The sequence below is a fragment of the Telluria sp. ZB2R32 genome (assembly GCF_059685715.1).
Genome location: NZ_JCASIG010000004.1, coordinates 462,630 through 484,194 on the forward strand (window position 1 = coordinate 462,630; position 21,565 = coordinate 484,194).

Sequence of the window (21,565 nt, forward strand, 5' to 3'; positions counted from 1 at the left end):
TTTATTTCTTGTCTGCGCCATAGCGGCGGGCCAGCATCCAGTGACCGAAACGATCATATGTCACCTGCGTTGCCATACGGGGCAGCGTATGGTGCAATGCGCCTTTCAGCAAAACATTTGCAGGCGCAGGTGTCGGTGCGACTGCCTGGGCAGCGGCCACCAGGCCGCAGGCTTCGAAGCGGTCGCTGTTTTGCTGCAGGAATTGGCATAACCTGGCCAACCGCCCCTGTGTCAATGCATTGCGCCGGGTCTGCCGGAAGGCCAGGTCATGACTCTGCACAAATTCGAACGGATGGGTCAGCACGACCACGAGCGGGATGCCCTCGTTGCGCGCCTTTTCAATTAGATGCTTTGTTTCGGCAAAGCTCGATCCGGCGATGGTCAAGGATTTGATATTCTGTTTCGCTCCGACTTTCCAATCCGAAAATGACAATACTGGAAACTCGCGCACGCCATGGCGCTCATGCTGGCCGCTATACAGCCTGTAATTCGGGTCGCCGCTATCGTAAATGGCGATGCCGATGTTCGAACTGTAGGGAATGCCGGCTTTCGACAGTGCTAGGTACAAGTTGTCGCCGTGATGAAGATTGCCGCTTCGGAAAGCCAATGGACGGGGAAGCCCCCATTCCTGGAATGTGTCGATGCCCTGATTGATCAGTTCAACAGCTTCGTCGACAGTGCGTTTGCTGATGTCGTCGCGGCTTTTTCGGGCCTGGACCGTATTACGCCAGTCAGGATCCTGAAACAGCGCCCAACAAGGATGGGTATGGAGCTGCACCTCATGGCCGTCGGCGTGTATTTTTTGCGCGATGGCGCGCATCGGGTCATGCTTGAAATAGTGGCGCTGCTGTGTTTCCACAAAAAACGTGGCCTGCGTATCGTAGCGGCGGAAGGTGTCCAGCATGAACCCAAGTCCTTCCGAACGGTCGTCAACATTGCACCAGACGTTTGGCTCGGCAACGGGTTGTTTTGTTGTATCCGAGAAAGCACCGCCAATGCTGAATTCCGTATCGACCGTGATACAGATACGAGTACGTACTTCTGTTTTTTTCATATTGTCGTCATAACCATGCTACCTGACCGGCAACAAATGTGAGTGGATATCAAGCTGCCGCGGTCTAGTGCCGACCAATGTTTTCCCAGCAATAACGCGACGATACGTGGTAGGGAAGCGTGCGGTGATGTGGCAGGCAGTGCCGACACCCGGGATCGCGATGATCAGCCGAGGTATCGGAACCATGGAGCGATCGGGCCTAATCTGAAATATTTCTTATTTGTTCATTGTAATTCATCGCAGCTACAGAATTTGCGCTCCTTGTTGTTGTAAACATACGCTTCATCATATATATAGTTGCCTTAGTAGCTAGAACGTCAACGGGACAAGAAGCGCGTCAACATGCCTGACTTACCAACCGCGCAGCCAGTCGCACGTCCAGTCCGACACTTGATCCTGCCAGGGTCGGCGCGAAAAGGTGTGGTCGGCCTTGTCGATCTGGCGGCGCGTAAACCGCGTGGAGCCCAGCAGGCGCTGCCAGGTGGGGTTGCTGCCGGAGAGGTCGGCGAATTCCTGGGCGGTGAGGTCGGCGCCGCTCAGCACGACGAGGACGCGTCCGCCGAACGAGGCCAGTGCGCCCTGCATGCGCTGCGGCAGCGGCGCCAGACTGTCCGAAGCTGCACTCGCGGCGCCTGGTCTGGAACCAAAGGCCTTGCCGACATTGCCCCACAGCGAACGCACCGAATCTTTTACGTCGAACTGGCCGCTGCCGATCTTTTTCCAGAGGGCGGCGTCGAACAGGCGATCTTTATAGTAGTGCTTGATGGTGGCGCGCGCGGCACCTTCCTCGGTGCGCACCCACGGATTCAACAGCACCAGGCCGGCCACGCGCGCATCCTGCGCCGCGTACATGGCTGCGGCCGAGGCGCCGTCGCACAGGCCCCACAGTACGACTTCGCTCAGGCCAGGCACCTCTATCGTAAAACGGTCGATCGCCGCGCGCAGGTCGTCCTCGACGTTTTCGAAGTCCTGTATATCTCCCTCGCTGTCGCCCATGCCGCGGTAATCGAACCGCAGCGCCGGAATGCCGGCGGCAGCCAGGTCGCGCGCGAGCAGGGTGAACTGGCGGTGGCTGCCGGCGCGGTATTGCGGGCCGCCGACGACGATCACCACGCCGCGCCGGGGCGTGGCGCCGGCTGCCGGCAGGCTCAGGATGCCGTACAGCCAGGCGCCGCGACAGGCGAAGGAGATAGCGCGTTCTTCAGGCATCGAGGTTCTCCAGGCAGGCCAGGGTAGCGCCCAGCAGCGCCGGGCAATCGACGGTTTCGGGGGCGCTCCAGAATTGCGGCCCTGCGACCTGGTGCACGTCGACCCGGCTGCCCTGCAGGCGCCAGGTATCGGCCACGCGCACCGCGGCCGGCGGCAGCGCTCGCCCGTCGGCCGCCATCACTTCGAACCAGTGGATCGGACAGCGCGGCCCGAGCGCGCGCGCATCGGCCGCGTCCAGCCCGGCGGCGAGTTGCGGATTGAGCGCATAGCCGGCGATCTCGAGCGATTCGCCGGCGAGTAGCGCCTCGCGCAGGGCGTCGGTACCGCCGCTGTCGCTGCCGCCGGCGAGCAATTCTCCGGCCAGGCGCAGGCGCAGGAAGCCGTTTAGGTAGCCGGAACCGTTGGTGACCGGCTGCCACAGCAGCAGGCGCTCGGGTGCGACGGGCGCCGTTTGCGCATGGGCGACTGCCAGCAGGGCGCCTACGCGCACGCCCCACAGGCCGGCGGTGCGGCCGAGGCGCTCCTCGATCCAGGCGCGCGCGCAGGCGATGTCGCGCAGCCAGCCATCCCAGGTGGCGTCACCGAAATCGCCGCCGCTGTCGCCGCAGCCGTGCAGGTCGAGCAGCAGTACGCCATACCCTTGCGTGGCCAGCACGCGTGCGCCCAGCGCGGCCATGCGCCGCGAGCGGTTCATCTCTTCGGCAAACGGGTGCACGTACACCAGCGCGCCGCGGCAGGCGCCGCGCGGCGCGTGGTACAGGCAAAAGCGCGGTCCGTCCGGGGTGTCGAGAAAGAACGCGTCCGCGCTCGGGTGGGCGGGCGGCGTCATTTAGTCGGCGCGCGCGGCCACGAATCCGGCCAGGCTGCCCAGGGTGGCGAAAGTGCTGGCGCTGATGTCGTCGTCGTCGACCATGATGCCGAAATGCTCTTCCAGTGCGCCGATCAGGGTGACCACGGCCATCGAGTCGAGTTCGGGCAGGCTGCCCAGCAGCGGCGAATCGGCCGTGAGGTGTTCGCCGGCGGGGCCGAGATTGAGCACGTCGATCAGGAGGGTCTTGACTTCTTGAAGGTACTTCATAGGCTTGTCGTCGTAGTGTGAGCAGGCTGGGCGCGCAGCGTGGCGCGTGCTTCCAGCAAGGTGTGCAGGCGGCCGATGCCCGGCCAGCGATAATAGTTAACATGGTACATAGTGCGTACCTCTTCCGTCCAGCGCGTATGCCACTCCATCACGCGGCCGTAGAATTCGAGCCGTTCGAAACGTCCCGCATCGAACAGGCTGCGGCAGGCTTCCTCGCGCATCAGCAGCGTCGGCGACAGGTTCGACGGCACGCTTTCGTCGTAGGCCGTTTTCAGCACCACGATACTCTCGCCATCTTCCACGCACAGGTCCATGGCCACCAGCTGTTCGCCGAAATAATAGCGGTACACGCTGGCGGCGCCGCGCGCGGCCATTCCTTCCAGCATGGCGCGGTAGTAGCGGCCCTGGGCACTATCAACGCTCACGGCCGTCCCCTCGCTGCCCTTCCAGCCGGTCGTCTCCAGGCGGCCGTAGTCGGCCACCGCCTGCGCCATCTGCGCCGGCAGGCGCTCGACGGCCATGCGCGTCGCGATGCCCTCGCGTTCCAGGCGCGCGCGCTGCTTTTTCAGGTTGCCGCGCAGGTTCTTGCCGCGCGCATTCCAGTAAGCTTCGAAACCGCCGGCCAGGGTCACGCGCGCCGTGTCGATGTAGTCGAGGCTGCGGGTGCAGGCGCCCGTGGCCGGGCGCGGGTGCAGCAGCGGGTCCATCTGCGTCAGCGCCAGCATCAGCGGGAAGCGGGGCAGGGCGCGCAGCAGGCTGCGCGCCAACTCCCCGGTGTCGAGCTCCGGCGCCTGCAGCCAGAGTCCGAGTGGCGCCTGCGCCGGCTGGAAGGTGCTCCAGGCGCCGCGCCGGCTGGGGCGCACGATCGCCATCGCCCGCACGCTATCTCCCTGGCGCAGGCAGGCGAGCAGCTCGTCGCCGCGGCCAAACTGTTTCACCAGCGGCGCGACGAATTCCAGCGCCAGCAGGCTCGATGCCTGAATAGGGGGAAGCGACGCATGCAGTTGCGCCCAGTCGCCGCCATGGCGCGCAGGATCGTCCGCAAGCGCACTTGCCGGACTCAGTTGCCAGCGCATCTGCGCGCTCACGCCGTCACCGCCGCGCGCAAGGTTTGCGCCAGCCAGGCGATTTCATCTTCGCGCAACTCCTGATGGCAGGGCAGGGCCAGTACGTGGCGTGCCAGCATTGCGCTGTTGGCGCAGGTGGCAGCGTCGACGCCTTGCCATTGCGGCGTGCCGAAGCGCGTCAGCGGCACACCCAGCGCTTGTAGGCGCGCAAACAAGGACTCGGGGTCGTCGACCAGCAGCGGGAATACCCAGGGGCAGGCGCCTTCCGGCAGGCGCGGGTGCAGCGGGCGCACGCCCGGCAAACCCTGCACCGCCGCCGCCAGGCGCGCGTAGTGGCTGCGGCGCAGTTGCTGGATGCGCCCGGGCGCCGCCAGTTTCAGCATGGCGCGCGCGAACAGCGACGAACGTTTATTCACCCAGGCGGGATCGAAATTGAAACTGCTATCGGAAGAGTCGGGGGCCAGCGCCGCGGCCGGGCCGCTTCTCTTTTTCTTGAGCAGTCCCCACAAGGCCTCTTTGGCGCGCAGCGGCAGCAACAAGGCGGCGCGCACGGCCGGCAGGCGGCCGTAGGCAAAACCCCGTTCCAGCGAATTCAATGCCACCTTGGCTTCGAAGCCGGCGCCGGCCGAGCGCAAGGCGACATTGTTTAAATTGTGGCGCGCCGATACCAGCGCGCCGCCTTCGTAGATCGGCAGGAATTTCATGCTGCTGGCGATGGCGTAATCTCCCCAGGCGCCGACCGGGCGTCCGCCCTGCTCGCCAATAAAACAGTGGGCGCAATCCTCGATCAGGGCAATGCCGCGCGCGTCGCACAGGGCGCGGATCGGCGCCATGTCTTGCGGGAAGCCGAAATAATGGGTGACCATGACGGCGCGCGTCGTTGAGCCGATCTGCGCCGCCAGGTCGGCAAGATCGACCGAGGCGTCGGCGCGCACCCGGTAGAACGCGGATGCGGCGCCGCGCCACAGTACCGGCGGCACCATCGAGGCACTGTGGTAGGCGGGTACCAGCACTTCATCGCCTGGCCCCACGCCGATCTCGCGCAGCGCCAGCGCGATGGCGACGCGCCCGCTGGTGACCAGGCGGTAGTTGCCGGCATCGAGCACGGTGTGGACACGGGCGCCGGAAGCACGCCGGAACGACGACGCCGACAGGATCGGCGCCAGCGGAATCAGGGGCCGGCCAGGGAGCGGGTTCGCGAGCATCCATCCAGTATAAACCGGGTGTTGAAAAATTTACCATAGGACATGCCCGATTGCCACGCAACAGCGCGATCGGCGCGGCCAGGAAGCTGCAAGCTGTTAAGATTGCGGGCTGCGCAGGTGGCGTCGCGCCCGTCTACCACTGACCTCATTCATTCCCGCACCGATCCGACCATGGCTGACCTGATTCACGCTGACTTGATTCACGCTGACTTAATTCATGATTTCCTGTTCGATTCCGCGCGCCGCACGCCGCAGGCCGAAGCGCTCGTGTACGGCGCGAGCCGCCTCGACTACGCCGCGCTGGCCGCGGCCGTCGCGGGAGCGGCCGGGGCCCTGATCGGCGCCGGCGTGCAGCCGCGCGAGCGCGTCGCCGTGTTCCTGGAAAAGCGCATCGAGAACGTGGCGGCGATGTTCGGCGCCGCGCTGGCCGGCGCCGTGTTCGTGCCGGTCAACCCGCAACTCAAACCGGAGCAGGTGGCCCACATCCTGGCCGACTGTAACGTGCGTGTACTGGTCACCTCGAATGAACGGCTGGCGCAATTGCAGGGCGTATTGGCCGGCTGCCCGGACCTGCGCACGGTGTTCGTCACCGGTACGCCCCAGCAGAATGCGGCTGCATTCCAGGTGCAAGGCTGGGAGGCGGCGCAGATGCAAGCACCAGCGGCCGTGCTGGCGGCGCGCCGCGCAATCGACGCCGACATGGCGGCGATCCTGTACACCTCGGGTAGTACCGGCAAGCCGAAGGGCGTGGTGCTGTCGCACCGAAACATGGTGGCCGGCGCGCGCAGCGTGGCGAGTTACCTGGCGCTGACGCCGCAAGACCGCCTGCTCGCCGTGCTGCCGCTCAGCTTCGATTACGGCTTGAGCCAGCTGACCTGCGCCTTTTTAACTGGCGCCACCGCCGTGCTGATCAACCACCTGTTCGCCAAGGATATTGTAAAAGCCGTGGCCGCGGAGCGGATCACCGGCCTGGCCGCGGTGCCGCTGCTGTGGCTGCAGCTGGCGCCGCTGACGTGGCCAGCCGATTGTTCGCTGCGCTATCTGACCAATTCCGGCGGTGCGCTGCCGACGGCCACCGTCGCCGCCTTGCGCGCGGCCTTGCCGAACGCCGCGCTGTTTTTGATGTATGGCTTGACCGAAGCGTTCCGCTCGACCTATCTGCCGCCGGCCGAACTCGAGCGCCGCCCCGATTCGATGGGCCGCGCGATTCCGAATGCCCAGGTGCTGGTGGTGCGTCCCGACGGTACGCCCTGCGCGCCGAACGAACCGGGAGAGCTGGTGCACCGCGGCGCGCTGGTGTCGCTCGGCTACTGGAACGATCCCGCCAAAACCGCCGAGCGTTTCAAACCCGCCCCGGGCCAGGATCCGGCCCTGCCGCTGGTCGAGATGGCCGTCTGGTCAGGCGATACGGTGCGCATGGACGCCGAAGGGTATCTGTATTTTATTGGCCGCAGCGACGATATGATCAAGGTCTCCGGCTACCGCGTCAGCCCGCTCGAAGTCGAGGAAGTCGTGTATGCGACCGGTCACGTGATCGAAACGGTCGCCTTTGGCGTGCCGCACCCGCAGCTGGGCCAGGCCATCGTGCTGCTGGCGCTGCCGCAGGACGCCAACCTGGCCGGCGCAGCCTTGCTGAAAGAATGCCAGCGCCGCTTGCCGGCCTGGATGGTGCCGGCCCACGTCGGGCTGCGCCATGAACCGTTTCCGCGCAACCCGAACGGCAAGATCGACCGCAAGCTGCTGCAGCAATCCTTCATGACGATGTTTGAAAGTACCGAATGAACGCGAAACCCGTCCACGCTGCCCAGACCGGGTTCCCGGTCGCAGACGACTGCCTGCAAGTGGGCGGCGTGCCGCTCACGCGCCTGGCGCAGCGCGTCGGCAGTACGCCCTTCTATGCCTATGACCGCCGCCTGTTGTCGGAACGCGTGGCGCAGGTGCGCGCGCACCTGCCGCCAACGGTCGAACTGCATTTTTCGATGAAGGCCAATCCGATGCCGGCGCTGGTGCAGCACATGGCGGCGCTGGTCGACGGCATCGACGTCGCTTCCGCCGGCGAACTGAAGGTCGCACTCGACACCGGCATCGACCCGGGCCGCATCAGCTTTGCCGGCCCCGGTAAATCGGACGCCGAGCTGGCGCGCGCGGTCGCCGCGGGCGCCGTGGTGCACGCCGAATCGGAACGCGAACTGCGCGCGCTGGCGCGCATCGGGGACGAACTCGGCATCGCGCCGTTGCTGGTCTTGCGCATCAATCCCGACTACGAGCTGAAAGGCTCGGGCATGCGCATGGGTGGCGGCGCCAAGCAGTTCGGCATCGACGCCGAAGACGCGCCGCGCGTGATCGGCTTGTGCGCCGAGCTCGGCCTGACGATCCTCGGTTTTCATATTTTCAGCGGCTCGCAAAGTTTAAAAGCCGAGGCGATCATCGAGGCACAAGCGCAGACCTTCGCGCTGGCGCAGCAGCTGGCCGCGCACATGCGCGACCCGCTACGGATCCTGAACATCGGCGGCGGCTTCGGCATTCCCTATTTTCCGGGCGAAGCGGCGCTCGACCTGGCGCCGATTGGGGACGCGCTGGCGGCTGCCTTGCCGCAGGTAGCGGCGGCGCTGCCCGAGGCGCAAGTCTCGATCGAACTCGGGCGCTACCTGGTCGGCGAGGCCGGCGTCTACGTGGCGCGCGTGGTCGATCGTAAAATCTCGCGCGGCCAGGTGTTTCTCGTTACCGACGGCGGCCTGCACCACCACCTGGCCGCCTCCGGCAATTTCGGCCAGGTGATCCGTAAAAACTATCCGGTCGCGATCGGCAACCGCATGAGCGCCGCGAGTACGCGCGAAACAGCGTCGGTCGTCGGCCCCTTGTGCACGCCGCTCGACCTGCTGGCCGAGCGCATGGAACTGCCGCAAGCCGAGGTCGGCGACCTGGTGGTCGTGTTCCAGTCGGGCGCGTATGGGCGATCGGCCAGTCCGCAAGGGTTTCTCAGCCATCCGGAAGTGCCTGAAGTGCTGGTATGACGGCATGCGATGCTGCCTGTGGTGTGGACAGGAAAGCACAACTACGGTATCTTGAAAGTTGCGAACTTATCAACTAATTACAGCCGGCATCACTGTCTTCTTTATCAGGCATGACTTCAAACCCATCCATACCAGCGGCGCTGGCTGACCAGGCCCGCGCCCGCCTCGCTGCGGCACTCGTTCTTCTGCACGGACTCGGCGTGCCCGAGGCCGACTCCCGCGTAAAACGTTTCGTCGATGCGTTTGCTGCGTTGCCGGCGACTTCCCGTTACAAGGACGTGCCGGCGGATGCGCGCGCGCTGGTCAATGAGACACAAGCGCAGGCTGGGCAGCCGGGGGCGCAGGCACTCCTGCTGGCAGCGCTGTTCCATGGCGTCTGCGCCAGCCTCGCGGGTACGCGCCTGGTGCTGTTGCCGCCGCGCGTGCTTGCACATCAATTGCGCCAATTTGCCCGCATTATCGCGCACGACGATGCGTTTGCCGCCGAATGCGAACTGGCCAGCGACGTTTACATGAAGGAATTGGGTCTGGCCAGGCTGCGCTTGTATGCCGGCGCCTCGAATCTCATCGATCCGCAGGCGGGCGTGGCCCGCTCGCTGCTGTGGAAGGGGGGCCTGCTGCAAGCGGTACCACGCGCGCTGTTATTTGCGCGTATTGGCGGATTCAAGCCCTTCTTTGAAATTCACGCGCACAAGCTGTATATGGAAGAGTTCAACGCTGCAGGCCGGCGTGAGTGCTACCGCTGCTGTGCCGACCTGTATGCGTTGCATCCTGAGCTGCTGGGAATGTATGCCGGCAGCTGGTTTTACGACCCCGCCATCGCGCGCCTGAGCCCGCATCTGGCGCATTTGCGCGAGGATGCAGTCGCAGGGGGCGCGGCATGCCTCTTCGTTTCTCACAACCAGCAAGCGGTCGGCTATTCCACTTCCAGATCGGCCACGCGCCGGGCGGCGCATGCGGCGGGCACTTATCGGCCTGCGACCTATGCGCTGGTCTGGCCACGCCGCGCCCAGATTGCCTGGTCGCTGCGTCAATCTCAACGTTCTTCATAGACGATTTATCGATGTCGCTCAAGAAAGCTCTCCTCGTGGCGGCCAGATCTGCCGGACTGTTCGCATTGATGCGTACGCTGACGCGCAACCGCGCGCGTATTCTCTGTTACCACGGTGGCAACCTGGGTGATGAATGCGAATACAATCCAAAGCTGTTCTGCAGCGCGCAGCAACTGCGCCAGCGCCTTGACTGGTTGCGCCGCCATGGTTTCGTGCCGGCGACGCTCGACGAACTGTTGCAACCTGCCGTAAAGAACGGTATCCCGGTCGCGGTAACCCTCGATGATGGCTGGTATTCTTCATACCACGACCTGCTGCCGGTGCTTGCCGAGTACGGCTATCGTCCAGTGCTCTATCTGCACAGCGAGACTTATGAATTGGGCGTGCCGGTGACCGGCGTGGCGCTGCGTTACCTGATCTGGAAAGCGCCGCGCCGCGCCGCGTGCATCGGCGGACTGGCGGCCGAGCTCGATGGTAACTACGATTTGGGGCAGGAAGACGACCGCCGCACGCTGACCAAACGCGCCGAGCAGTGGCTGGGCGCGATGGCGCCGGACACGCTGACCGTGGCATTGGAACGCTTGAGCGAGGCGATTGGCGTACCGGCCGCGACGCTCGACATGGCGTCGCGCCGGTTCCACTACATGACGCGCGCCGAACTCCTGCAAGCGTCGGCAAATGGCTGTGCGATCGAGCTGCATGGGCACGTACATCGTTACGTACGCGGCGAAGTCGAGGTCAACCGCGCCAACATCGCACGCTGCCGCGAGTCGATCGTGGCAGCCGGCCTGCCGGCGCCGGTGCATTACTGCTATCCCAGCGGGCGCTTCGATCCCGGCGCGCCCGCCGTAATGCGCGCAGCCGGCGTCCGTACAGCCACGACCTGCAAAGCGGGCCTCGTCAAGCTCACCCGGCCCGACGACGTCTTTTTCCTGCCGCGCTTCCTCGATGGCGGCGATGTGGCGATGATCGAGTTCGAGGCAGAGATGAGCGGCGTACTGGCATTGGGGCGCGCATTGGCCCGTATGTTGCGCCTGTAATTAGCAGCGCCTGCACTTTGATCGCGGCGGCGGCATGTCTGCCGCCGCCGCAGCTTTACTCCGAGCCCGCCGGGATGGTTCAGGCCACCAGCCGGAGCCGGATACCGGCTTTGCCCAATACCCCCTGGATACGACGGAACACGAATTCCTCGGGCCCCTCGGGCCTTCCGGCAACAGACCACAGAACGTACATCGCCAGCACATACACGAGTGCACCGCTGACCACACATAACAGCAAACCCAGCACATAGTCGAGTGTCACCTGGCGCAGCACCAGCTGGCTCTTGATCGCTACCACAACGGCCATCATCAACAAGGACGCAAGTAATGGCCGTATCAGCTGGCGGCAGAAGCGCGTAGCCGACAGGTTCAGGCATTGCGCCACCAGATACTGGTTAACCGGGATCAGGATGATCGAGGTTCCCAGGTAGGACCAGGCGGCCCCCTTGATGCCATACAAATAAACTGCCGGAATCAACGCGGTGGTCTGCATGATGACCTGGGCCGTCAGGATCATCGTGATCCGCCGGGTCATGCCTAGCACCAGGTAGATGTACGAAATATTGGTTTGCAGCGCCTTGATGATGCCGTAGAACGCCAGGATCTGGATAATCGGGACCGCCGCAAGCCATTTCCAGCCAAGCACCGCCGGAACCAGGAGCTCGGCTACTGACACAATGCCGATACTGGCTGGAATGGCAATCAGCGCGATAGAGGCGATCACCTTCAGGAAACTGTCGCGCAGCGCATCCATGTTTTGCGCAGCCTTGGCATAGCCGGGAAAGGCGGCGCGGTTAATGGGTGACACCAGCTCGTTCGACGGAAGCAGCGAAATCTCGGCCGAGAGCGAATACACGCCGACCCATTGGGCACCGGCCAGACGCGCGATGACAAAGGAAGGTGCGCGGTTGTGGATAAACATGATGAAGTTGTTTACCAGTAGCCATTTTGACGTGTTGAACATGTCGCCCCTGGCCGCAATCGAAAAGCGCGGGCGGTAGCTGCTGACGACATACGACATCACGAGCGACAAGATCGTACCGGTCACCTGGCCCATCACCAGCGCCCAGTAATTGCGCAAATACAGTGCCAGCGGAATGGTCACCAGCAGGGTGGCCATGCGTTTACTGAGCAGGAACTTGAACTCACGGTCAAAGCGCATTTCACGGCGGAACTTGACGGTGCCGATATTTGACAGGCCCTGCAAGACGAAACCGAATGCGAGCACGTAGATAATGGTCTCGAGCCGGGGCTCGCGGTAGAAATTCGCCGCCGGCACGGCAAGCAACGCCAATACCAGGCCGCAACCGGTCGCGAACATGACGTTGAAGGTCCAGGCTGTATCGAAATGTTCGCGGGTCGCGTCGGGATTCTGAATCAGCTGAACATCGAAACCGAACGACATCAACAGCGTCATGGCCGATAACAGCACCATGCACATCGTCACCAGTCCAAAGTCTTCCGGCGCCAGCATGCGCGCCAGCACCAGCGTGCTGATCAAGCCAAGAACGTTGTCCACCATCTTGAATGCAACCATCCAGACCGCGCCCTTGGCGATCTGTTTGTTGACGCTGTTCTTACTCATTTGCTCGCCTCATCAAACAGTTGTGCCAATTGAACGGCTTTGTGCGCGCGTGATGATTTCGCCACCAGCTCTTCGCTGGCGCGGTGTGCGCTGCCGGCACGGACATTCGCAACGAAGTCGGTGACAGCCGAGGCCAGCCTGGCAATGTCGTCGATCGGAGCAATGTCGTTAAAACCGGCGCCGCGCAGCACGCCGGCCGTTTCGCCAGCGTCGTCGACCAGTCCGAGGATCGGTTTGCGCGCGCGGAAGTATTCGTAAATCTTGGCCGGGATCTGGTTATTGTAGGGGCTGCCCTGGAAGATCAGCAGACCGTCGGCGGCCAGCATTTCGTGCAGGGCATCGCGGTATGGCACTGGCGGCAGGACGTCGACGATGTCTTCGACGCCATGCCGGCGAACCTTGTCGATCGTGGCGGGAACGTCGCCGGGCGCACGCAGCACGACACGCAGACTGGTGTCGATACTGCCTGCGGCTTTCAGTTGCGCCAGCGCCGCCAGGAACTGCTCCGGATTGCGGCCGGCATCGTACAGGATGCCGCTGTGGAGCAAGGTTGTGCGGGTATTGACGACCGCTTTGGCGTCCTTGCTCGACGCTGCGAAGTCGTCCTCGTCGTAACCGTTTTCGATGACACGGAACTTGTTCGCGTCGACGTGCGGAAAACGGGCGCGGTAGGCGTTCATCGCCTTTTCCGTGGTAAAGACGGCGAAGCGGCAGCGCTGCAGGGTTTGCTGTTCCAGCCAACCATAAATCCGGCGCTGGCGGTCCGAGGCCGGGTGCGCGGGCTGCAGCATCGGGTCGCGAAAGTCGGCGATCCAGGGCAGTTTGGTGAGCCGGTGCAAGGTCAGGGCGATCAAATGCGCCGTCGCGATCGGAAACGTCGACCACAGCACGGTCGGCTTGTGACGCCGTATCAGGCGCAGACCCGCAACAACGCCGTGGGCCCACCAGCTGATCCAGCGATCCGGCAAGGCCATCAGTTCGCTATAGCGCCCGCCCAGGCCCAGGTGGCGCTTGGTGTCGAGCGCAAAGGCACGGCAGACGATCAGGTCGGCCGGCAGGCTGGTAAGCTGCGCAGGGTTGTGCGTAGCGTAAGCACGTGGATTGGCTGAGAGCACCAGGGGGTGCCAGGCATGCGCTTGCAATCGTTTCGAAAAGCTCAGGGTGCGCTGGACGCCACTGCTGCCTGTCTGTGGCGGAAAGTGGAAAGCCACCATCAGCGCGTGTTTATTTTTCATGCTTGTTTCAGTTAAGTTGAGTGTTACTCACGCCGCCAGCCAGCGCAACAGGCGCAGGCCGAACATCAGCGGTGTCTTGTCCCAGGGGCGGCTGCGCGCCAGCTGGAACCGGTCATGGCCACGGGTAATCGGGCCGGGCAGGGTGGTGAAGGCGGCGTCGAACCCCGCCTCGCGCACCATCGCCGCGTGGCGGTCATCGAAATCCATGCCGGGTTTGCCGTTCGGGTAGGCGAACAGACGTACTGGCTGGCCGATGATTTCTTCGAGGTCGGCCTTGCCGGCAACGATCTCGAGGCGCGCCGTCTCATTGTCGAGGCTGGTGAGGATCGGGTGCGTCACCGTATGGGCGCCGATGTCGATCCCGCTACGGCGCAGGTTGAGGATCATCGCCGGCGTGAGCATCAGGCCGCTCGCCAGGTCGTCGCCGACCATCGCCTCCAGGCGTTCGACCAGCGCCTGGCGCGCCGGCGGCGGCAGGTATTTCGAGCGTTCGGTGAGGTGGCCCAGGGTCAGCTTGCGTGCTTCCAGGGTATCGAGCGCATAGCTGCCGAGGCCGTGGTCGGACAGGTCGAGCGTATGGCTCTTCAGGTTTTGCACCGCTTCGATGATGCGGTCGTTCCACATATTGCCTTCGCCGATGAAGCCGCTGGTGACGAACACCGTGGCCGGCAGGCCGAATTCGCGCAGCACCGGCAGCGCCAGGTCGTGCACCGAGCGGTAGCCGTCGTCGAAGGTGATGCAGATGGCGCGCGGCGGCAGCTTGCCGGCGTCGAGCGCGGCCAGGGCGGACGACAGCGGCAGCACGTTGAAGCAGCGCGCCAGCAGGGCCATTTGCCAGCGGAAGGCCACGACGTCCGGCTCCGATTCGAGCATCGGGTCGGGGCCTGCCAGGATGCGGTGATAGTTGACCACGCACAGCCGGTTGCCGCGCCCGGACAGCGCCACGGTGTTGCCGGCAGCGCGCAGCAGGCGCTCGGTCAGGTAGGAATGTCGCTTTGGTGTCATGGGGCCGCTGCTATGCATGGCGAACGACAAGGGGCCGCTCGGCGGCGACCGCCACCGGCGCTTTGGCGAGCGCGGCGCGCTCGCGCGGCAGGATGCGCAGTTCGAGGACGATCAACAGCCCGATGATCGCGTAGAACAGTTCGAAGTACGCGAAGCTGAGGGCGGCGCCGCCGAGCGCGTACGAAAAAATACTGAGCTGGAGCATGGTCGCCAGGGTCCGCGCCCAAGGCGGGCCGCCATGCACCTTGACGCTGCGCGCGATGCGCCCGGCCGTCAGGAAAGCGCCGATCAGGAAGCTCAGGTAGATCACCAGTCCCACGAAACCGTGCTCGCCCATTACCTGGAAGTACACGCTGTGGGCGGCGCGGGCCACCTTGGTGTTCGGCAGTGCGGTGCCGGTGTAGAACCAGTCGTAACTGAAGAACTGGCGCGACAGGTCGGTCCAGACCCCGAAGGTTTCGAGCGATTTGAAACCACCGCCGAAGAAGGGATGCTCCACAGCCATGATGAAACTGAGCTTCCAGGACACGACCCGGGTCATGAAGGAAGAGTCGGTGTCGGCCGATTCGATGGTATTCATCCGCGTCGTCCATTCGTGCGACACCAGGGTCGACAGGCCGATCACCAATACCACCATCAGGATGGCAAGGGGAACCTTGCGCTCGCTCTTGAGGAACAGGTAACCGCCCAGGCCTGCAAGGGCGACGAAGCCGCCGCGCGACTGGGTGCCGATGACGGCCGTCACCAGCAGCACCATGGTGCCCAACAGGGCGAGCCAGATCAGGCGCGAGCGCTGGCCATACTGGCCCAGCAGGTAATAACAGATCGGCAGCGTCATCACGAACGCCAGCGACAGTTCATTGCGATCGCCCAGCACGTGGCCGCCTAATCCCTCGATTTTGTGGCCGCCACCGCTGGCAATGAATTTCAGGCCCTCGAGGTCGGCATAAAAGCCCACCGACAGCACGACGCACCACAACAGGAAGTCGATGTGCAGTTTTTTTTCAATGACCAGCAGGACGAACACGAACAGTGCGATCACCTTGGCAAAACGACTCCAGATATCCCAGGAGCGGTCGGGCGGCGCCATTGTAAGGATCGTCGATAGCGTCGTCCAAAAGAAAAATAACAAGACGATGGCGCCCAATGTCCCGAGCACGAACTTCGGCTTGTTTTTCATGATCACGTATGCCACAACGGCCACGGCTGTAAACAGCAGGTTGTAGCGGATGCTGCCGGCAATGCCATATACCCATGCGTTGGGGAAGAACAGTGCGGTCCAGATCCACATGCCGGTACCGATGAACGGGCGCTTGGCCATGAAATACAGCATGAACGGCAAAACGCTTAAAAGTATCAGGTCGCGCATGATCAGTTCTGTTCCAGTTTCTTTTGCTGCTTCGTGGCTTTGGTCTCGGCTTCGTCGGCGCGCAGCGCCCAGCGGCACACGAAGACGACGACCAGCAGGTCGAGGGTCCAGAGTATCGATTCCATCTTTCGCTCCAGGTTAGGGCGCCCGGCAAGCCAGGGCCGCGGACGGTTGGCGCTGGCGCCGGTTGAGCAGTTCTTCGAACACGCGCAGTTGTCCTGCGGTCGTGTCGTCCCAGCTGAAGCCTTCGGCATAGCGGCGCGTCGCGGCGCGCTCGGGATAGTGCGCGCGCAGGGCGTTGACGGCGTCGGCCACGCCCTGCGGCGTGCGCTCGGCCATCAGCACGCCGGCTTCCGGCGCGGCCACCACTTCCGGGGTGCCGTAGACGCGGCTGGCGACGACCGGGGTACCGCAGGCCATCGATTCGAGCAGCACGTTGGCCCAGCCTTCGCGCGACGAAGCCAGCACCAGGGCGTCGGCTGCGCCGTAATGGCTGCGCAGCTGGGCTTGCGGCACGGCGCCGAGGAATTGCACGCGGTCCGATACGTTCGAGGTGCGCGCCAGTTCTTCCAGCATCTGCCGGTTGGGACCGTCGCCGGCCACCACCAGGCGCACGCCCGGCAACAGCGGCAGCGCAGCGACGATCAACTCCTGCGCCTTAACCGGCACCAGGTGGCCGACGGTGAGCAGGGTAAACACGTCTTGCGTGGCGGCGCGCTCGACCGGACGGAACAGCTGCAGGTCGACGCCGTTGCGCAGCGAGGTGACGCGTTCGCCGTCGACGCCGAGCGCGATGACTTCGTCGCGCAGCGCGTTGCAGACCGTGATGACGGCGTCGGCGCGGCGCGCGGCCCAGCGGATCATGCGCCGCGGCAGCGAGTGCTGCGGAATCAGGGTGATGTCGGAGCCGCGCGCGGTGATCACCAGCGGTTTATTAAAATGGCGCGCCAGCATGGCGGCGGCCACGCCGTCCGGATAAAAGTAATGGGCGTCGATCAGGTCGAAATCGTAGCCTTCGTCGAGCAGGCGCGCGATCGTTGGCTTGACCGCCTGCGCCAGCAGCATGGGCGCGACGTTCATGCCGATCTTGGGGATGGTCGGGTAACGGGGATGCAGCACCGCGATGCCGTGGCGCTGTTCCCGGCGCGGCACGCGCGCCTGTTTCGCATAGTCGCCGAAGCGCGGGTTGGCCGACGGGAACCAGGGCACCGGCGCCACCACGCGCGCCTCGACCTGGCCGCTGGCGACCAGGTGGCGCAGGCGCGTTTCGACGAAAATCCCGTGGCCGGGCTTTTCGCTGTTCGGGAACAGGGTGCTGAAGGTCAGGATCTTCATGCGGCGCGCAGCCTCGTCAGGCGGCCATAGATCTCCTGGTAGCGCGCCACGCTGACCGGCCAGTTGCGCTCGGTTTCGACGTAATGGCGGCCGTTGGCGCGCAGCGCCGGCCATTGCTCCTGCGCCGCGAGCAGGGCGCCGACCTTGTCGGCCAGGGAGGCCGGGTCGCCGGCCTTGAACAGCACGCCGGTCTTGCCGTCGGCGATCAATTCGAGGTGGCCGCCGACGTCCGACGCCGCCAGGATGCGGCCCTGCGCCATCGCTTCCAGCGGTTTCAATGGCGTCACCAGTTCGGTCAGGCGCATCGGCAGGCGCGGGTAGACCAGCACGTCGAGCAGGTCGTAATACATGTTGACCTGGTCGTGCGGCACGCGTCCGGTGAACACCACCTTGTCGGCGATGTTCAGTTCCTGCGCCAGCTGGCGCAATTGGGCGTCTTGCGGGCCGCCGCCGACCAGCAGCACGCGCAAGTCGGGGTGGCGGGCCGTCAGGGCGGGCACGGCGCGCAGCAGCACGTCCAGGCCTTCGTAGGCGTAGAACGAGCCAATAAAACCGATCAGGCGCGCGCCGGCCAGGCCGAGGCGGGTTTTGAGGTCCTGGTCGGCCGTGCCGCCGACGGCGAACTTGTCGATGTCGACCGCGTTCGGAATGACGGTGACCTTGGCGGCCGGGATGCCGCGCGCGACGATGTCGCGGCGCAGGCCTTCGCAGATGGTGGTGACGGCGTCGGCCTGGCGCAGCGCCCAGGTTTCCAGCGCACGGGTGGCGCGGTAGCGCAGGCCGTTCTCGGCGCTGGTGCCGTGATCGACCGCGGCGTCTTCCCAGAAGGCGCGCACTTCATACACGACCGGAATACCGAAGCGCTTGCCGGCACGCAGGGCGGCGATCGCGTTCAGGCTGGGCGAATGCGCATGCAGCACGTCGGGTTTTATTACCGGGATGATTTCGGCCAGGCGCCGCGCCAGGCCGTCGATGACTTCCTTCTGGTTCAGCACGGGCAGGCGCGCCAGCGCCCCGGTCGACTTCGGGGTGCGGTAGAAATGCAGGCCATCCACGGTTTCTTCGAGCGCGTCGTCGGAGTTCTGCTTGGAACCGGTCACGTGGTAGGTTTCCCAGCCGAGCGCGCGCTGCTCGCGCAGGATCGAGCGGGTGCGGAAGGTGTAGCCGCTGTGCAGCGGGATCGAATGGTCGAGGACGTGCAGGACGCGCATCAGTTGCTCCTAGGGGCGGTGGCGTTGGTGATAGTGGCTGCGCCAGCGCCGTTCTTGCGCAGGAAGGCTTCGAACATCAGGACCGACCACAGGGCCGTGCTGTGGTCCTTGGTCGCCCCCTGGTGTTCGTCGACCATCTGCCTGAGGGTGTTCGGATTGAAAATGCCGGTGTCGAGCAGGGCTGGATTGAGCACCGCCGCCTTCATGGCCCCGGCCAGCGGGCCGCGCAGCCAGCTCGCCAGCGGAATCGAAAAGCCCATCTTCTTGCGGTACAGGATGTCGTCGCCCAGGTAGGGTTTCAAGGCTTTCTTAAAAATGTACTTGCCTTCGCCGTTGCGCAGCTTGCAGCTTGACGGCAGGCCGGACACCCATTCGACGAACTGGTGGTCCAGCAGCGGCACCCGCACCTCCAATGCGTGCGCCATCGAGGCGCGGTCGACCTTGGTCAGGATGTCGCCCGGCAGGTAGGTCTTCATGTCGATGTACTGGATCAGCGACAGCGGATCGTCGGTCGGCGCGTTATTGGCGTAGCCGCGCATGACTTCCACGGCGCGGTAACCCTGCAGTTTGCTTTTGAAACCATCCGAAAACATGCCGCCGCGCACGCGGTCGTTGTTGATCGAGACGCCGTGAAAATATCCTTCGGTGAGGTCGCGCGCCAGCGCCTCGAAAGTGGTCTTGGCGCGGAACACGCGCGGCGCCCAGTCGGCCTTCGGATAGGCCTTGCCCAACAGGCCGAACACCGGTTTGCGCAGCGCCAGCGGCAGCATCGAGCGCACCCGCTCTTCGCCCATCGCCATGCGGTGACGGCGGTAGCCGGCGAAGTTCTCGTCGCCGCCGTCGCCCGACAGCGCCACGGTGACGTTCTTGCGCGCCAGTTCGCAGACGCGGTAGGTCGGGATGGCCGAACTGTCGGCATACGGCTCGTCGTACAGGCCGGCCAGCAAGTCGAGCAGGCCGTAATCGTCCTTGTCGACGATTTCTTTCCGGTGGTTTGTCTTGTAGCGTTCGGCCACCTGCTGCGCGTAGGTCGATTCGTCGAAGTCGGCCTCGTCGAAGCCGATCGAGCAAGTGTTCACTGGCCGATCCGACAGGCCGGCCATCATCGCCACGATCGCGCTCGAATCGACGCCGCCGGAGAGGAAAGCGCCGAGCGGCACGTCCGCTTCCATGTGGCTCTCGACCGCTTCGCGCAGGCGGTGGATGGTTTCGCCTTCGATGTCGCCATCGGTCATGCCGACGTGCGGGGTAAACGGCACGTCCCAGTACTGTTTCGAGGCCGGCAGTGCGGTCATGCCGGGTTTCAGGGTCAGCGTATGCCCCGGCAGCAGCTTGTGGGCGCCCGTAAAAATCGTGCGCGGCTCGGGCACGTAGCCGTAAGCAAAATACTCCTCGACCGCGCAGGGGTCGATGTCGCGCACCAGGTTCGGCAGCGTCAGCAGCGATTTGAGTTCCGAACCGAAGGCGAACATCCCGTCCGGCAGCAGCGCATAGTGGAAGGGCTTGATGCCGAGGCGGTCGCGCGCCATGAACAGGACCTGTTGATTACGGTCCCAGATCGCGAAGCCGAACATGCCGCGCAGGCGCTGCACGCATTGTTCTCCCCATTCTTCCCAGGCGTGGACGATGACTTCGGTGTCGCAGCGGGTACGGAAGGTGTGGCCGAGTTCCTTGAGTTCGGCCATCAGGGCGCGGAAATTGTAGATCTCGCCGTTGAATACGATGACCACGCTGTGGTCTTCGTTGAACATCGGCTGCAGGCCGGCGGCCAGGTCCATGACCGAGAGGCGGCGATGGCCGAATGCCAGGCCCGCTTCCAGGTGCAGGTCGCCCTCGGACGGGCCGCGGTGGAATTGCGAGTCGTTCATCCGCTGCAGCAGGGCCGGGTCGATGGGACGGCCGCCGCGCAGGTCAAAAATGCCAGTTATTCCGCACATGGTGTGATTGCTTGGTGAAGTGTTGTCTTGCTCTTGCAGAGGCGGTCGTAGAGGCCGAGGTAGGCGCCCAGCATGGCCGCCATGCTGTACTGTTGTTCGATGCGCGCGCGCGCCGCGCGGCCGTGGGCGGCGGCGCGCTGCGGATCGCGCACGTAGGCGGCCAGCGCCTGCGCCAGCGCTTCCGGGTCGCCGGCCGCCACCAGGGTGCCGTTCACGCCATGGTCGACCACTTCCGGAATGCCGCCGACCTTGCTGGCCACGACCGGGAGTTCGCTCGCCATCGCTTCCAGCAGCGTGACCGGCGTGCCTTCGGCGATCGAGGGCAGCGCGAACAGCGAAAAGCCACCCAGCACCGCCGCCACGTTCGCGTGGGCGCCGGCGAACACGATGTCGGCGCCGGAGCCGCTGGCGGCCGCCTGCGCTTCGAGCTGCGCGCGCAGCGGGCCGTCGCCGACCAGCACCAGGCGCAGCCGTCGATCCGGCACGCGCGCGCGCAGGCGCGCAAAGGCGTCGATCAGGCCGGCGTGGTTTTTCACGTCCTGCAGGCGCCCGACCGCGCCGATGACGAAGGCACCGTCGGCGCGCCAGGCGGCAGCGGCGGGGTCAATTGCGGCGCCGACCTTAAAACGCTCGGTATCGACGCCGTTGATGATGGTCTCCACCTTGCGCGCGGGCAGGCCGACGACGGTGTCGAGCCAGCGCGCCAGGTCGTGCGAGACCGGCACGTAGCGGTCGATCACCCGCGCCAGCAGGCGCCGCAGCAGGTTGTGCTTGCGGTTCAAGCCTTGCGGATCGGAGGCGTCGCGCCCGTGCTCGGCGTGGATGCGTACCGGCACCCCGGCCAGCAGGGCGACTGCCTGGTATTCGATCGTGCCCAGGTTATAGGTATGCAGGATCGCCGGGCGCAGGCGCCGCAGCAGTTTGAACAGGCGCAGGTGCGAGGCCAGGCCCAGGCCGGGCGCCTTGTCGAGCGCGTACAGTTCGACGCCGGGGCGTTCGATGCGGCCGGCAAACTCGGTGTAGCCGGTCAGGCACACCACCGCGTGCCGGTAACGCTCGGGCGGCATGCGGTTGATGCTGTCGACCAGCAGCGTTTCCAGCCCGCCGATGTCGAGGCGGTAGATCAGGTGCACCACCAGCGGGGTGGTGCGGTCATGCGTTACCGCCAT

At 64.8% G+C, this 21,565-nt stretch carries 19 protein-coding genes; 4 read left to right on the forward strand and 15 right to left on the reverse strand.

Features of this window, described 5'->3' with window-relative positions; translation table 11 throughout:
- Window position 1 precedes the first annotated feature (1 nt).
- The 6 genes from AC56LG_RS14525 to AC56LG_RS14550 form a co-directional block, all read right to left on the reverse strand.
- Window positions 2-1,054: a polysaccharide deacetylase family protein gene (locus AC56LG_RS14525; protein ID WP_497166778.1), complete on the reverse strand. Its 1,053-nt coding sequence runs from the start codon at window positions 1,052-1,054 to the stop codon at window positions 2-4.
- A 351-nt stretch (window positions 1,055-1,405) separates the two neighbouring features.
- On the reverse strand, window positions 1,406-2,263 hold the full coding sequence (locus AC56LG_RS14530; protein ID WP_497166779.1) for a hydrolase 1, exosortase A system-associated: 858 nt from the start codon (window positions 2,261-2,263) through the stop codon (window positions 1,406-1,408).
- The gene (locus tag AC56LG_RS14535; protein ID WP_497166780.1) at window positions 2,256-3,092 is read right to left on the reverse strand and encodes a hydrolase 2, exosortase A system-associated; all 837 of its coding nucleotides are present in this window, start codon (window positions 3,090-3,092) and stop codon (window positions 2,256-2,258) included. The genes AC56LG_RS14530 and AC56LG_RS14535 overlap by 8 nt, the downstream gene beginning before the upstream one ends.
- Window positions 3,093-3,341: an acyl carrier protein gene (locus AC56LG_RS14540; protein ID WP_497166781.1), complete on the reverse strand. Its 249-nt coding sequence runs from the start codon at window positions 3,339-3,341 to the stop codon at window positions 3,093-3,095.
- Entirely contained in the window at window positions 3,338-4,429 is a 1,092-nt protein-coding gene (locus tag AC56LG_RS14545; RefSeq protein ID WP_497166782.1) for a GNAT family N-acetyltransferase, read from the reverse strand. Before AC56LG_RS14545 ends, AC56LG_RS14540 begins: the two co-directional genes overlap by 4 nt.
- On the reverse strand, window positions 4,426-5,613 hold the full coding sequence (locus AC56LG_RS14550) for a DegT/DnrJ/EryC1/StrS family aminotransferase (RefSeq protein WP_497166783.1): 1,188 nt from the start codon (window positions 5,611-5,613) through the stop codon (window positions 4,426-4,428). Before AC56LG_RS14550 ends, AC56LG_RS14545 begins: the two co-directional genes overlap by 4 nt.
- Window positions 5,614-5,784: 171 nt before the next feature.
- On the opposite strand from AC56LG_RS14550, the gene AC56LG_RS14555 reads away from it, so the two are divergent.
- The 4 genes from AC56LG_RS14555 (at window position 5,785) to AC56LG_RS14570 (ending at window position 10,719) form a co-directional block, all read left to right on the forward strand.
- A complete protein-coding gene (locus AC56LG_RS14555) occupies window positions 5,785-7,395 on the forward strand; it encodes an acyl-CoA ligase (AMP-forming), exosortase A system-associated (RefSeq protein WP_497166784.1) in 1,611 nt (536 codons plus the stop codon).
- Window positions 7,392-8,627, forward strand: a complete 1,236-nt coding sequence (locus AC56LG_RS14560; RefSeq protein WP_497166785.1) for a pyridoxal-dependent decarboxylase, exosortase A system-associated — start codon at window positions 7,392-7,394, stop codon at window positions 8,625-8,627. Before AC56LG_RS14555 ends, AC56LG_RS14560 begins: the two co-directional genes overlap by 4 nt.
- Before the next feature lie 200 nt (window positions 8,628-8,827).
- Window positions 8,828-9,679 (forward strand): hypothetical protein, encoded by an 852-nt coding sequence (locus AC56LG_RS14565; RefSeq protein ID WP_497166786.1) that lies wholly within the window; start codon window positions 8,828-8,830, stop codon window positions 9,677-9,679.
- An 11-nt stretch (window positions 9,680-9,690) separates the two neighbouring features.
- Window positions 9,691-10,719: a polysaccharide deacetylase family protein gene (locus tag AC56LG_RS14570; RefSeq protein ID WP_497166787.1), complete on the forward strand. Its 1,029-nt coding sequence runs from the start codon at window positions 9,691-9,693 to the stop codon at window positions 10,717-10,719.
- Between the two features lie 79 nt (window positions 10,720-10,798).
- Here the strand turns inward: AC56LG_RS14570 and AC56LG_RS14575 are convergent, their stop codons facing one another.
- Genes AC56LG_RS14575 through AC56LG_RS14615 form a run of 9 tightly spaced genes read right to left on the reverse strand, consistent with a single transcriptional unit; the run spans window position 10,799 to window position 21,565 of the window.
- Complete coding sequence (locus AC56LG_RS14575) at window positions 10,799-12,304, reverse strand: lipopolysaccharide biosynthesis protein (protein ID WP_497166788.1); 1,506 nt, start codon at window positions 12,302-12,304, stop codon at window positions 10,799-10,801.
- Window positions 12,301-13,539, reverse strand: a complete 1,239-nt coding sequence (locus AC56LG_RS14580; protein ID WP_497166789.1) for a glycosyltransferase — start codon at window positions 13,537-13,539, stop codon at window positions 12,301-12,303. Before AC56LG_RS14580 ends, AC56LG_RS14575 begins: the two co-directional genes overlap by 4 nt.
- Window positions 13,540-13,566: 27 nt before the next feature.
- Entirely contained in the window at window positions 13,567-14,544 is a 978-nt protein-coding gene (locus tag AC56LG_RS14585; protein ID WP_497166790.1) for a polysaccharide deacetylase family protein, read from the reverse strand.
- A 10-nt stretch (window positions 14,545-14,554) separates the two neighbouring features.
- The gene (locus AC56LG_RS14590; protein WP_497166791.1) at window positions 14,555-15,913 is read right to left on the reverse strand and encodes a putative O-glycosylation ligase, exosortase A system-associated; all 1,359 of its coding nucleotides are present in this window, start codon (window positions 15,911-15,913) and stop codon (window positions 14,555-14,557) included.
- A gap of 2 nt (window positions 15,914-15,915) precedes the next feature.
- Entirely contained in the window at window positions 15,916-16,038 is a 123-nt protein-coding gene (locus AC56LG_RS14595; RefSeq protein WP_497166792.1) for a hypothetical protein, read from the reverse strand.
- A gap of 13 nt (window positions 16,039-16,051) precedes the next feature.
- On the reverse strand, window positions 16,052-17,248 hold the full coding sequence (locus AC56LG_RS14600; protein ID WP_497166793.1) for a glycosyltransferase family 4 protein: 1,197 nt from the start codon (window positions 17,246-17,248) through the stop codon (window positions 16,052-16,054).
- A complete protein-coding gene (locus tag AC56LG_RS14605; protein ID WP_497166794.1) occupies window positions 17,245-18,459 on the reverse strand; it encodes a TIGR04063 family PEP-CTERM/XrtA system glycosyltransferase in 1,215 nt (404 codons plus the stop codon). The genes AC56LG_RS14600 and AC56LG_RS14605 overlap by 4 nt, the downstream gene beginning before the upstream one ends.
- The gene (locus tag AC56LG_RS14610; protein WP_497166795.1) at window positions 18,459-20,396 is read right to left on the reverse strand and encodes an XrtA/PEP-CTERM system amidotransferase; all 1,938 of its coding nucleotides are present in this window, start codon (window positions 20,394-20,396) and stop codon (window positions 18,459-18,461) included. Before AC56LG_RS14610 ends, AC56LG_RS14605 begins: the two co-directional genes overlap by 1 nt.
- Window positions 20,384-21,565 carry a TIGR03088 family PEP-CTERM/XrtA system glycosyltransferase gene (locus AC56LG_RS14615; protein ID WP_497166796.1) on the reverse strand — a complete coding sequence of 394 codons (1,182 nt, stop codon included), beginning with the start codon at window positions 21,563-21,565 and terminating at the stop codon, window positions 20,384-20,386. The genes AC56LG_RS14610 and AC56LG_RS14615 overlap by 13 nt, the downstream gene beginning before the upstream one ends.

Excerpts from the sequence above, each read along its gene's own strand:
- AC56LG_RS14525 (WP_497166778.1), bottom strand. The coding sequence starts at position 1,054 with ATGAAAAAAACAGAAGTACGTACTCGTATCTGTATCACGGTCGATACG.
- AC56LG_RS14530 (WP_497166779.1), bottom strand. The coding sequence starts at position 2,263 with ATGCCTGAAGAACGCGCTATCTCCTTCGCCTGTCGCGGCGCCTGGCTG.
- AC56LG_RS14535 (WP_497166780.1), bottom strand. The coding sequence starts at position 3,092 with ATGACGCCGCCCGCCCACCCGAGCGCGGACGCGTTCTTTCTCGACACC.
- AC56LG_RS14540 (WP_497166781.1), bottom strand. The coding sequence starts at position 3,341 with ATGAAGTACCTTCAAGAAGTCAAGACCCTCCTGATCGACGTGCTCAAT.
- AC56LG_RS14550 (WP_497166783.1), bottom strand. The coding sequence starts at position 5,613 with ATGCTCGCGAACCCGCTCCCTGGCCGGCCCCTGATTCCGCTGGCGCCG.
- AC56LG_RS14555 (WP_497166784.1), top strand. The coding sequence starts at position 5,785 with ATGGCTGACCTGATTCACGCTGACTTGATTCACGCTGACTTAATTCAT.
- AC56LG_RS14560 (WP_497166785.1), top strand. The coding sequence starts at position 7,392 with ATGAACGCGAAACCCGTCCACGCTGCCCAGACCGGGTTCCCGGTCGCA.
- AC56LG_RS14570 (WP_497166787.1), top strand. The coding sequence starts at position 9,691 with ATGTCGCTCAAGAAAGCTCTCCTCGTGGCGGCCAGATCTGCCGGACTG.
- AC56LG_RS14575 (WP_497166788.1), bottom strand. The coding sequence starts at position 12,304 with ATGAGTAAGAACAGCGTCAACAAACAGATCGCCAAGGGCGCGGTCTGG.
- AC56LG_RS14580 (WP_497166789.1), bottom strand. The coding sequence starts at position 13,539 with ATGAAAAATAAACACGCGCTGATGGTGGCTTTCCACTTTCCGCCACAG.
- AC56LG_RS14585 (WP_497166790.1), bottom strand. The coding sequence starts at position 14,544 with ATGACACCAAAGCGACATTCCTACCTGACCGAGCGCCTGCTGCGCGCT.
- AC56LG_RS14590 (WP_497166791.1), bottom strand. The coding sequence starts at position 15,913 with ATGCGCGACCTGATACTTTTAAGCGTTTTGCCGTTCATGCTGTATTTC.
- AC56LG_RS14595 (WP_497166792.1), bottom strand. The coding sequence starts at position 16,038 with ATGGAATCGATACTCTGGACCCTCGACCTGCTGGTCGTCGTCTTCGTG.
- AC56LG_RS14600 (WP_497166793.1), bottom strand. The coding sequence starts at position 17,248 with ATGAAGATCCTGACCTTCAGCACCCTGTTCCCGAACAGCGAAAAGCCC.
- AC56LG_RS14605 (WP_497166794.1), bottom strand. The coding sequence starts at position 18,459 with ATGCGCGTCCTGCACGTCCTCGACCATTCGATCCCGCTGCACAGCGGC.
- AC56LG_RS14610 (WP_497166795.1), bottom strand. The coding sequence starts at position 20,396 with ATGTGCGGAATAACTGGCATTTTTGACCTGCGCGGCGGCCGTCCCATC.
- AC56LG_RS14615 (WP_497166796.1), bottom strand. The coding sequence starts at position 21,565 with ATGGCGGTAACGCATGACCGCACCACCCCGCTGGTGGTGCACCTGATC.